Origin of the sequence: Vagococcus intermedius, assembly GCF_029144185.1 — a bacterium.
Taxonomy (GTDB): Bacteria; Bacillota; Bacilli; order Lactobacillales; family Vagococcaceae; genus Vagococcus_D; species Vagococcus_D intermedius.
In genome coordinates this window covers 1,675,645-1,687,526 of the sequence record NZ_CP110232.1, presented here as the reverse complement: position 1 = coordinate 1,687,526, position 11,882 = coordinate 1,675,645, and the positions used below count along the sequence as shown (strand labels likewise).

The 11,882-nt window shown below is 33.7% G+C and carries 12 protein-coding genes; 11 read left to right on the top strand and 1 reads right to left on the bottom strand.

The window, feature by feature from the left end; genetic code table 11:
- The first annotated feature begins 18 nt into the window (after positions 1 to 18).
- The 9 genes from OL234_RS07905 (at position 19) to OL234_RS07865 (ending at position 9,031) form a co-directional block, all read left to right on the top strand.
- Positions 19 to 1,503 carry a CAP-associated domain-containing protein gene (locus OL234_RS07905; protein WP_275468699.1) on the top strand — a complete coding sequence of 495 codons (1,485 nt, stop codon included), beginning with the start codon at positions 19 to 21 and terminating at the stop codon, positions 1,501 to 1,503.
- A 65-nt stretch (positions 1,504 to 1,568) separates the two neighbouring features.
- A complete protein-coding gene (locus OL234_RS07900; RefSeq protein WP_275468698.1) occupies positions 1,569 to 1,997 on the top strand; it encodes a YlbF/YmcA family competence regulator in 429 nt (142 codons plus the stop codon).
- Positions 1,987 to 2,343 (top strand): YlbG family protein, encoded by a 357-nt coding sequence (locus OL234_RS07895; RefSeq protein ID WP_275468697.1) that lies wholly within the window; start codon positions 1,987 to 1,989, stop codon positions 2,341 to 2,343. The genes OL234_RS07900 and OL234_RS07895 overlap by 11 nt, the downstream gene beginning before the upstream one ends.
- Before the next feature lie 45 nt (positions 2,344 to 2,388).
- The gene (gene rsmD, locus OL234_RS07890; RefSeq protein ID WP_275468696.1) at positions 2,389 to 3,003 is read left to right on the top strand and encodes a 16S rRNA (guanine(966)-N(2))-methyltransferase RsmD; all 615 of its coding nucleotides are present in this window, start codon (positions 2,389 to 2,391) and stop codon (positions 3,001 to 3,003) included.
- A 2-nt stretch (positions 3,004 to 3,005) separates the two neighbouring features.
- Complete coding sequence (gene coaD, locus OL234_RS07885; protein WP_275470136.1) at positions 3,006 to 3,494, top strand: pantetheine-phosphate adenylyltransferase; 489 nt, start codon at positions 3,006 to 3,008, stop codon at positions 3,492 to 3,494.
- A gap of 26 nt (positions 3,495 to 3,520) precedes the next feature.
- Positions 3,521 to 4,585: a SepM family pheromone-processing serine protease gene (locus OL234_RS07880; protein ID WP_275468695.1), complete on the top strand. Its 1,065-nt coding sequence runs from the start codon at positions 3,521 to 3,523 to the stop codon at positions 4,583 to 4,585.
- Positions 4,586 to 4,798: 213 nt separating this feature from the next.
- The gene (locus tag OL234_RS07875; protein WP_275468694.1) at positions 4,799 to 5,665 is read left to right on the top strand and encodes a class II fructose-bisphosphate aldolase; all 867 of its coding nucleotides are present in this window, start codon (positions 4,799 to 4,801) and stop codon (positions 5,663 to 5,665) included.
- Between the two features lie 154 nt (positions 5,666 to 5,819).
- Positions 5,820 to 6,290: an RrF2 family transcriptional regulator gene (locus OL234_RS07870; RefSeq protein ID WP_275468693.1), complete on the top strand. Its 471-nt coding sequence runs from the start codon at positions 5,820 to 5,822 to the stop codon at positions 6,288 to 6,290.
- Between the two features lie 20 nt (positions 6,291 to 6,310).
- Positions 6,311 to 9,031 (top strand): YhgE/Pip domain-containing protein, encoded by a 2,721-nt coding sequence (locus OL234_RS07865; RefSeq protein ID WP_275468692.1) that lies wholly within the window; start codon positions 6,311 to 6,313, stop codon positions 9,029 to 9,031.
- Positions 9,032 to 9,086: 55 nt separating this feature from the next.
- Here the strand turns inward: OL234_RS07865 and OL234_RS07860 are convergent, their stop codons facing one another.
- On the bottom strand, positions 9,087 to 10,118 hold the full coding sequence (locus OL234_RS07860) for a lactonase family protein (protein ID WP_275468691.1): 1,032 nt from the start codon (positions 10,116 to 10,118) through the stop codon (positions 9,087 to 9,089).
- A gap of 195 nt (positions 10,119 to 10,313) precedes the next feature.
- Here OL234_RS07860 and OL234_RS07855 point away from each other — a divergent pair, with 195 nt between their 5' ends.
- Together OL234_RS07855 and OL234_RS07850 are read left to right on the top strand one after the other, a co-directional pair.
- A complete protein-coding gene (locus tag OL234_RS07855) occupies positions 10,314 to 10,673 on the top strand; it encodes a PTS glucitol/sorbitol transporter subunit IIA (protein ID WP_275468690.1) in 360 nt (119 codons plus the stop codon).
- A 15-nt stretch (positions 10,674 to 10,688) separates the two neighbouring features.
- Positions 10,689 to 11,861, top strand: a complete 1,173-nt coding sequence (locus OL234_RS07850; protein WP_275468689.1) for an AI-2E family transporter — start codon at positions 10,689 to 10,691, stop codon at positions 11,859 to 11,861.
- Positions 11,862 to 11,882: the final 21 nt, after the last annotated feature.

Here is an 11,882-nt window from a genome sequence, read left to right as displayed (position 1 = left end):
GAAGAAAGGGGTGGGACAGTGAAACGTTTCGGTCAATTTATCTTACTAGTGATGCTGTGTTTGATTGTAGCGTATCTTGTACCTATCTATTCAGCGCCAAAGTCAAATCAAGAAGAGGTTGTAAAAGTCGAAAAGAAAGAAGCTAGTGTAGCTAAGCATAAAGCTTTTCCTTATGGTAAATTAGCCGCGACTGGTTTTGCCAAGTATATTGGTCAAAATGCAAGTGAGTTGACAAAAGTTTATGGTGAACCATTAGATATCCAAGATAATAATTTTGGTGGTCAGTGGTGGATTTTAGGGGATGAGGTTCATGATTATTTACAGATAGAAGTAACAGCCAATCGTATTAAATCTATCTTTGTGTTGGGAAAAGATTTTGAAATAGCCCCTTTTGAACTCGGTATGTCATTGACTGATGTTGCAGCGTTAACGACTATTTATTCGAATTTTGATATTACGTATAATAAGACCGAGTACAGTTTAGAGTTAACGGAGGATGATATGAACTATCGTCCTCTCGTTGCTTTTGATAATGGTGCGTTTGCAATCTTACATTTTAATCAAAAAAATGGAAAATTAATTGGTGTTCGTTATTTAGATAAAGAGATGTTATTAGATTTGAAACCCTATCAAGTTGAGGGAGAGTTGAGTAAATTAATAGAGTACCAGCCTAAAGTAGAGCAAGCCCATATTGATAAAAATAATCAACTTCAACTCCAATCTTTACTAGCTATTTTAGATCAAAGTAAAGAGAGTAAAATTCACTATACATCAACCTTAATGGATGTGGCTAGTACAACATTACAAACATTTTTAAACGAAAAATCGACTATTTTTCCCAATCGAGAATCGAAAAAAGAATGGGATGATCGGCAAAAAGTTAGAGGCGTAAGGGACCTGCAAGTCTTAAATAAGGCTGAAATGACTCGCTTATTAGAATTGTCAAGCTTAAATTCTAAAGTAGTAAAGGGTTATTTAGTAGCACCAAGTAGTGATATACCATTTTTAGTGATGACTTTATACGGAACTGGCATGATTGAAACTAACATTATTGATGGTAGTAGCAAAGAGATCGGGGTTGCGTGTGCTGAAGGCGTTGTGTTGTTCATTGTCTCAAATAAGGTAACAACGGAATCTTCCCATCCAGAAGCACTTCTTAAGTTAAAAAATGTAAATGAAACAAGTGAGACAAGAGAAACAAGTGAGTTTAGTGAAAATAGTAGTAGAGAGGTTCAAAAAAATCCGAGTATTACGACAAATAAAGAAGAGAACGAGGAAGATGAGTCACTGTTAAGAAGTGATGAGCTGACAACAACTACCTCATCAGCAGGACTGACGCAGGTTCAACCTGAAGATGAGTTACAGAATCATGAAAAATTTGATGAGAGAGCGATCCAAGATGGAAATGATCAGCTTATAGAAGAGGCTAATGATAGTAGTTCTGAGAAATATCCGTTAGAATCTTCACTAGAATCAGAGACTAGTGTTAGGAATGACGAATAGGCTAGGCTTGCTAGGTGAGATAAAATACTTTATTATTAATTGAGGATAAAAAAGGAGCTGATCAAATGTTATATACAGAAGAGATATTTGAATTAGAAGATAGTATCGATCGGTTGTGTGACTGTTTATTGGCAAGTTCTCCTACTAGAGGCTATCTTAAAAGTCGTCAATTAATAGAAACATCTAAAATAACTCAAGAACATGTGAAAGATTTTAGCCGTGCAAAAGAATCTTTTGAAAAAATTGAAGCTTATGGGCAATATGCACCTGACTACAAGGAGAAAAGACGAGCGTTAAGAGCAACTAAACGCCAGTTAGATATGGATAATAATATTGTTGAATTTAGAATTTATGAGCGAGATGTTCAGGAAAGTTTGGATTTAGTGACTTATGAAATAGCACAATCAATCTCTAGTAATATTAAAATTGAGGCGGGTAACCCGTTCTTTGAATTTGCTCAGAAAGGATGCGGTGGTAACTGCCATGTTGGATAACTCAGTTGAAACACAACCTAAGTTTGAAATAACTAAGCGAAGATCATTAATTGTCTGGGTTTACAGTTTAAGACAGTTAAAAACATTAAAAAAATTTGGTACAATTGCGTATGTTTCAAGAAAAATGAAATATATAGTGATATATATGGATGAAGATAATATCGAAAAAAATCAATTAGCACTTGAAAAATTACACTTCGTTCGAGAAGTAGAGCCTTCTTATCGACCAAATATTGAAATGGATTTTGGTGAACGGGTTGGGTCAAAAGAAGCTTTATTACAAGATGATGATGGCTTTGATGTCATTGAAAAGTCAACAAAGATAACGTTGATTGAGACAGATTAAGCATGTTGGTGAGTAAAGTCTGAACTAGCTAGTCAGACTTTATACATGCTTTTTTATTTTGAAGTAAAACAAGGAAAGTTAATAAGAAGGGACGTGTCTAGTATGAGAATTATTTCAGGTGAATATGGAGGAAGACGTTTAAAGTCATTGCCAGGTGATAATACAAGACCAACAACAGATAAAGTAAAAGAGTCAATTTTTAATATGATAGGGCCATATTTTGATGGTGGAAAAGTATTAGATTTATTTGCTGGAAGTGGTTCTTTGGCAATTGAGGCTGTTTCGAGAGGGTGTGAGCTTGCAGTTTGTGTTGACAAAAATTATCAAGCGTTAAATGTTATAAAGGAAAATATAGAGCTAACAAAAGAAAGTCACAAATTTAAAGTAATCAAAGGGGACGCTGATCGTGTTATCTTACAATTAGCTAATGCAGGTGAAGTATTTGATTATTTATTTTTAGACCCACCGTATGCCCAACAAAAGATTAATGAGCAAGTGATAAAAATGGATGAATTAGGTTTATTATCTGGAGAGGCACTGATTGTTTGCGAGACAGATAGATCTGTTAAATTAACAGATAGTATCGGAGAGTTCGTATGTCGCCGTCGCCAAAATTATGGTGGAACAGAAGTGGTTATTTATGAAAGGACTGAAGAATAGTGATAAAAAAAATCGCTTTATTTCCAGGAAGTTTCGACCCTTTTACAAATGGTCATCTCAATACAGTCGAACGAGCATCTGAATTGTTTGATGAAGTTATTATTGGTGTTTTGACTAATACAACGAAACAGGGCTTATTTACTGCCGAAGAAAAAGTTACACTGATTGAAGAGTCTACTAAGGCACTGCCAAAGGTGTCTGTTATTAATCAAAAAGCTGGTTTAACAGTCGATATTGCAAGTGAACTGGGAGCTAAATTTTTAATTCGTGGCATAAGAAATATGACAGATTATGAGTATGAAAAAAATATTGCTTCTATGAATAAAAAATTAAATAGTAATATTGAGACTATTTTCCTACTAGCGGATGATGAATATAGTAATATCAGTTCGAGTATTATTAAAGAAATTGCTAAGTTTGATGGGGATATCAGCGCTTTTGTACCCCAGAATGTAAAAGACGCAATGCTAAAAAAATTGAAAAGTAACTAGTTCAGTATAGAAAGAAGGACGTAAACATGGCAAAGAAGTATCAGTCTAAACATCGTCGTGACTTAATTAAATATTCTATTTTAATAGGGATTAGCCTACTAGCAATTTTAAGTGTATTAGTCCCATTACCTTATTATATTGAAATGCCAGGATCGGCTGAAGATACTAAAAATTTTGTAACAGTGGATGGTAAACGTGATAAACAACCAGGTTCTTTTATGCTAACAACGGTGGGAATTCAAAGAGGGACATTAGCCAGTTTAGCAACAGCAAAACTGTCTTCATTCCAAGATATTATTAGTCAGGATGAGTTGATGGGAGATAGTACAGATGACGAATATGATCAACTAAGTAATTATGAAATGACCTCTTCTACCAATATGGCTAAAAAAGTTGCGCTAGACTTGGCTAAAAAACCATATAAAATAAGTTATGATGGTGCTTATGTTATGACAGTTCAAGAGCAGTCAGATTTTTATGACAAGTTAGAACCAGGGGATATCCTTTATCAAGTAAATGATAAGAAGTTTAAAAAAACTGATGATTTTATGAACTATATAAAAAAACAAAAATTAGGACAACGTATTACCATACATTTTTTCCGTGATGGCAATAAAGAAAAAGCGGAAGGTAAGATTATTGATTTACCTGATGCCAAAAAAGTTGGAATTGGAGTAACTTTAACGGAACAGACCTCTTTAAAGACTAAACAAGATTTGGAAATTAATGTGGACGATATTGGAGGGCCTTCAGCTGGTTTAATGTTTACGTTGTCTCTTTATCAATTGCTGGAAGATCAAGACCTTCGCAAAGGTAGAGATATAGCAGGAACTGGAACTATTATGAGTGACGGTACAGTTGGTCCAATTGGTGGAATTGATAAGAAGGTAGTCGCTGCTGATAAGGCTGGGGCAACTGTCTTTTTTGCTCCAAATGATGAAATAGATGAAGAAACTAAAAAAGTATACCCAGACGTTCAAACTAATTATGAGGAAGCAAAAGAGGCAGCACAAAAAATTAAGAGCAAGATGAAAATCATACCGGTTAAAACAGCGGAGGATGCATTGACTTATTTGAAGAGCATCAAGTAACTTACTAAACAATGTTTAGTAAGTTTTTTTGTAAAAAGGGAGGAAAAATGAAGTTGAATAAGCGGAAATATCATGGAAATGTGAAAGATTTTTCAAATAGATGAATATTTTTCATGTTTTAGGTAGAAATGTACTGTTATTTCTGATAAAATAAGGGCGTCAGCTAAGTTATTACTTAGCAAATATGTTTTCCATAAATAGGAGGAATTATCAATGGCATTAGTATCAGCAGCAGAAATGTTAAAACAAGCACGTGAAGGCAAATACGCAGTAGGGGCTTTTAACACAAACAACTTAGAGTGGACTAAAGCAATCTTAAAAGGTGCAGAAGAGTCAAAATCTCCTGTTATGATTCAAACATCTATGGGCGCAGCTAAATATATGGGCGGCTACCAAATGTGTGTACACATGGTTGAAGATTTAATTGATTCAATGGGAATTACAGTTCCTGTTGCTTTACATTTAGATCATGGTGAATATGAAGATGCTTTAAAATGTATCGAATTAGGTTACACTTCAGTTATGTTCGATGGTTCTCATTTACCATTTGAAGAAAACTTAGAAAAAGCAAAAGAAGTTGTAAGAATTGCTCATGATAAAGGTGTTTCAGTTGAGTGTGAAGTTGGAAGTATCGGTGGAGAAGAAGATGGTATCATCGGCTCTGGTGAATTAGCAGATCCAGCTGAGTGTAAACAAATGTCAGATACTGGTATTGACTTCTTAGCAGCAGGTATTGGTAACATTCATGGTTCATATCCTGAAAACTGGACTGGTTTAAGTTTTGAAACATTGAGCAATATTGCTGATGTGACAGATGGTAAACCTCTAGTATTACATGGTGGATCAGGTATCCCATTAGATCAAGTACAAAAAGCTATCTCATTAGGTGTTTCAAAAATTAATGTAAACACTGAATGTCAAGAAGTATTCGCAGCAGCGACTCGTAAATATATTGAAGAAGGAAAAGATCTTGAAGGAAAAGGTTTTGACCCTCGTAAATTATTAGCACCAGGAACTGATGCAGTTGTTGAATTAGTTAAAGAAAGAATCGAATGGTTCGGTTCAAAAGGAAAAGCTTAATTAGCTCATTCTTTTAGCGTTAATCCTACAGGATTAACGCTTTTTTTATTGAAAAAAAACTGTTAAAATAACAAAAGTAATAGTAAATAACTTGCGTTAGAGATAAAGAAAGTCTATAATGGACTCTTGAAGTAGAGAAAGTGGGAGTGACATTATGCGTTTAACAAATGCGACAGAGCAAGCTTTAGCCATTATGGCGATTTTGTCAATTCAAAAAAGAGAGGTACCTGTCTCATCAGAATCTATCTATATGAAATTATCAGTTTCACCTTCATATGTTAAGAAACTCTTGAGAAAATTAGTTGTCTCAAAATTGATAGGTGGTGTCTCAGGAAATAATGGTGGTTTTTACTTAGAAAAAGAAATCGAAAATATTTCACTACTAGAAATTGTTGAGGCGATTGAAGGGCCACTCGAAACATTTCCTAATATGGGAGTGTTTCAACGAGCGTTTTCAGAATTTGACGAAATTGCTCAAAATGGGCATAATATAGTAGCTGCTTATTTTTCTGAAGCAGACCGTGCTTGGGAAGATAAATTACGTAATACGTCAATAAAAGAGGTAGTCAAACAAGTTTTCGAAAATGAAACAACAATTCCTGAAAAGAATTGGAATGAGATTTAATGAAAGATGAGGAACCAAGAATGAAAAATAGTATAAAAAATACTTGGGAGTTATTTAAACTTGACTGGCAACGTATTTTTAAGAATCCTTTAACATTTTTACTAATTATTGCTTTAATGATTATTCCATCTTTGTATGCGTGGTTCAATATTGCTGCTTTATGGGATCCTTATGCTAATACGAAAGATATTTCTATCGCCGTGTATTCAGATGATAAAACAGTTGATGTGATGGATAAAGAGATAAATATTGGTGATAAAATTATTAAAAATTTGAAAAAAAATAAAACGGTAGGTTGGCGTTTTGTTGATTCAAAAAAAGAACTGGATAAAGGGGTTCAAAGTGGGAAATACTATGGTGGAATCTACCTACCACAAAATTTCTCAGCTAATTTAACAAGTTTTGTTAATGGTGATATTAAAAAACCAGAAATCAAGTATAGTGTCAATCAAAAAATAAATGCTATTGCGCCAAAGATTACCGATAAAGGTGCTGGGGCAATCAAAGATACGATTAGTACACAATTTGTAGAAACGGTTAGTGATACACTTTTAAAAACATTTAATGAAGTTGGATACGATTTAGATAGTAATTTAGCAAGTATTAATAAGGTTTCAGGTAAAGTGTTAGAACTAGATGACAATCTCGATAAGATTGATGACTATACTAAGGAATTAATCGAAGTGAATAAAAATATGCCTGAATATAAAGATAAATTAGCTAAAGCAAATGAATTTATTGATTATATGCCTGAATTAAATAAGATGGGCGACAAAATTGTTGATCTTAATAAAAGAGTACCTGAATTGAAAGAATCAGGTAAAGTTGTGTTAGATTTAAAAAATAAAATTCCTGAAATTGAAAATGCAGGGAAACAAATTGCTATGGTTGATGAGGATTTTGACCAAGTAGTTGAAATTATGGATAGTGCGATTACGGAAGCTAATCGCGGATTAGATGTTATCCAACAAGCGCAAGAAGTCTTGCCAGAAGTTGAAAATATGGCTAAAACAGCTAATGAAGTAGTACCAGAAATTTCAGCAAGCGCATCTAAAATTAATGATGCCTTACCAGAAGTAGCTTCAGGAATAGGATCTGGTTTAACAATTGTTACTTTAGTTTCTCATGACATCAGTGAAGCCAATCGTAATTTGGCAAATATCTTAAGCGATGATCAAGCAATTGATGAGAAAAAAGCTAGTATTGCCAAAGTATTAAATACAATGAGCATGAGCACTCATCGTATGACAGAAGTTATTGAATCAACAGTAAGTACGATGGATGCGTTAGAACAGTGGTCTGGACGTAATAATTTATCACCAATGATTAATCGCTTGTCAGATATTCAATCAACTTTGATGCTGTTAGAAAATCGTAATAATGATGTAACTAATAATATCGATAGATTGTCTACAGATGAATTAGCCAATCGTTTGGCTGATATTAGCGATCTTGCAGCAGATATTTCAACTGGGGTAGATAGTATTGACCCGTCATCTATGCAAAAAGAAATCTCAAGTATTATTGATGGCGTTCAAGATACATTAGGCTCTGCAGAAAAAATCACGAATAAAATTGTTGATGAAGATATGGTAGGACAATTAGATACGTTATTAGATAATACAAGTAAAACCATTACACAAGCAATAGAGATGTTAGAAAAATATCAAAAAGAGTTGCCAGATGTCAAGAATGAAATCCATTCGGCTAATGAAATTTTGAATGGTAATATGTCAACTATTGTAGGTGGTATTAATAAAGCTGCCGATGTTTATGAGCATGATCTTCCTGAGCTGGAGAAAAAATTAGATAAAGCTGCCGATTTTGTAAAATCAGACTTACCTAAATTAGAAAATGATTTAACAAAAACCTTAAAAGTAGCTAATGATAAGTTTCCAGAAGTCGAAGAAGCATTGACGACAGCAACTAAAATGATTGAAAATGATTGGCCTAATATGCGTAAAGGAATTCATAAAGCTGCCGATTTTATTCGAAAAGGTAAGAAAGAGATCGACTTAAAAGAGGTTATTAAAGTTTTAAAAGCTGATGCCAAAGCAGAAAGTGATTTTATCGCTAATCCTGTTAAGATCGATCAGAAAAACGTTTATCCTGTACCTAATAATGGTTCTGCAAGTTCCCCATTTTATACAGCATTGTGTTTATGGGTAGGGGCTGTTTTATTTTCAAGTATTGCAACGACTGATTTCCATTTATCAGAGCGTGCTAAGAAAAAATATTCAATGCGTCAACAATTTTTAGCAAGAATGGCAACGTTCCTAGTTGTCGCATTTTTCCAAGCCTTAATAGTTAGTTTAGGTAACTTATGGTTATTAGGAATTTATGCAGTGAATCCAGTCTATACTGTGACGTTTGCTCTTTTAGTAGGACTAGTCTTTATGACAATGGTTTATGTGCTAGTCTCTTTAGCTGGTAACCTTGGTAAAGGGGCAGCGGTTATTATTTTGGTACTATCGATTTCAGGTGGTGGTGGTAACTACCCAATTGAGATGTCAGGTAAGTTCTTCCAATTTATTAATCCGTTGCTACCATTTACCCATGCGGTTAATTTATTGCGTGAACCAGTTGGTGGTATTTATTGGCCAAATACAAGTAAAGCACTGATTATTTTAATCTTGATAGGAATTGGTTTCTTTGCAATAGGGTTCTTCTTATTCCCTAAAGTAAAAGGTTTCTTCAAAGGGCTAAATGATAAGTTAAAAGAAGGTCATATTTTACACTAATTGATTATGATGATATAAAAAAGCCATTCCTTATAAGGAATGGCTTTTTTAGTTTTTAGTTTACAAAATAAGTGCAGACACATTCAGGTGCATAAATATCTTTTTCTTTTAGTTCTAAACAGCCAGTTTTAGCATTACGCGTGAAGACTGTTAAGTTATCAGAATTTTGATGTGACACAATTAAAAATTCTTCTGTTTTATTTAAATCAAAATCACGAGGAAAATCACCTTCAGAAGAAATTAATTGAATTAATTCTAAAGTATTTCCTTCATTTTTTGTTTCAAAAACAGCGATAGAATTATGACCACGATTAGAGACATAAACAAAGCGACCATCATTTGAAATACGAATAGCTGCACCACCACTAAAGCCTTTAAAATCAGTTGGTAAGGTAGAGAGTGTTTGTTTTTCTGTAAAGGTACCAGTTTGTACGTCATATGAAAGAACAGTCACAGTGTTAGCTAATTCTCCAAATAAATAGGCTACTTGATTAGTTGGATGGAAAACTAAGTGACGTGGTCCTGTTCCAGGAGTCGCTTTGAATGTTGCTATTTCGGTTAATTTTCCATCAAGTGTGACGTCATAAGTATAAACGGTATCAGTTCCCAAATCACAGGCCACTAAACGCTTATCAGGTGTCAGGTCAGCGTAATGTGCATGGGCACTTGTTTGATTTTCATGAGGTCCTTGACCGATGTGTTGCACGGTATCGGCTAAAGTAATCGACCCATCAGAATTTATTTTATAGCTGGTTACTTGTCCTTTATGATAGTTAGCACCAAAAACGAGCTGACGATCATTATCAATTCCAACGTAACAAGGAGAAGCACCATCATCCGTTACAGCATTTAATAAATCGTAGTGCATGTCCTCTGTTGGTTTGTAGGCTAACATACCACCTTTACCTTCAATGGTGCCAACAGTATATAAACAGTTATTAATTGCTCGGCCTACAAAAGTTGGATTAGTAGCAGTGATTGTATGAGTTAAATTTGTTAATTTTCCATTACTAGAATCGAGCGTTATTTCATAAATACCTTGACTCTCTCTTTTAGTATACGTTCCTAAGATAATTTTTTCTAACATAATAACCATCCTTTCAATTCATTATAATAAATAGTATAGCATAAAATAAAAAATACTAACTCATTCGGAGGAATAAAAAGTTATTTATTTTATAAGAAATAACAAAATTAGTCCGTAGGATAGGTTCAGAGAAGGTAATTTTTAACAAGTATGATACAATTAATTTATATTTAAAAGAAAGATTGGAGTATAAGAATGAAAAAAGCGATTGTAAAACAAATTGGTGAGCAGGCTATTGATAAAAATGATCGAATGATTATTTTTTTTAATGATGAAGCGACCATCGAGTTAAAAAAAGTATCAGTGATTCAAGAATTTTCAGAAAACTCAGACACGGTTGAGTTGAAAAAAGGTGGTATTATTAGTATCGATAATAATGATTACGAAATAACACAAGTAGGGAGTCTGGCAACTAAACAACTCAATACAATTGGTCATATTACAATGATATTTGATGAGGTTCCAGTAGCTAATGAAGTTTTAAGTAGTGCCGTTTATTTGTCACCAGTAAGTATGCCTTCGTTAGTCGAAGGCTCGGTTATTAGCTATTATTAAAAGTAGGGGGTAGCTATGGATAATAAAGAGAAAATACCAACAAAATTATCGTGGTTTTGGAAGTGGTTTTTGAATAATCAGGTAGTCACAGGTCTGTTAATAGTTCTGTTAATTTTGTTAAATATCTTAATTTTTAGTAAAATATCTTATTTACTGGCACCATTAGGTGAATTTTTAGGAATTATAGGCTTTCCTATTATGTTTGCCGGTCTGATGTATTATTTTTTAAATCCGTTAGTCAATCGTCTCGAGAAAAAAGGCTTGTCACGTGTGATGGGAATTACGATTATTTTTATTGGGATTGTTGCGCTAATGGCATGGGGAATTATTATTTTGATTCCTAAAATTCAAGAGCAAACCCTGAGTTTCATTAATAACTGGCCGAGTTATTGGAAGATAATTGAAGAAAAGACAGGTGAAATTATTAGTCATCCTTTTTTTAGTCAGTATGCTGATCAGTTAGAACAAATTACCGATAATATTTTTGAAAGTGTTGGTAATATGGTCAAAGGTCTATCCAAAAATACTTTTCAAGGTATTGGAAATATTATTGGAACGGTTGCCAATGTCATGGTCACCATCTTTACAACCCCGTTTATTTTATTTTACTTATTAAAAGATGGAAAAGGTATGACAGAACACTTTATTAAAGTCTTGCCTACCAAGGCACGTAAACCAACTAAAAAAGTTTTGATAGATGTTAATAATCAAGTGTCTCAATACATTAGAGGACAATTAACTGTCGCACTGTCGGTTGCGATTATGTTTATCATAGGATTTAGTATTATTGGTTTAGATTATAGTGTAACATTAGGGATCTTAGCTGGATTTCTAAATTTAGTACCTTATATTGGTTCTGCCATGGCTATGATTCCAGCTTTATTACTGGCCTTGGTTAGTGGCCCAACGATGTTAGTTAAAGTTATTATTGTCTTTTCTTTAGAACAAGTTATAGAAGGACGCTTTGTCTCACCCTTAGTGTTAGGTAGCCAATTAAAGATTCACCCAGTCACTATCATATTTGTATTGTTAACTGCGGGAAAATTATTTGGACTTGTCGGCGTTGTGTTGGGAATACCAGGATATGCCGCTTTAAAAGTATTGATTACACACATATTTGAATGGTATCGTAACGTGTCTAATTTATATGAGGAAGACTCGACTGAAATTCCAAAAGAACTAAATTAAAAAGCATTGCCCTTTGAGGCA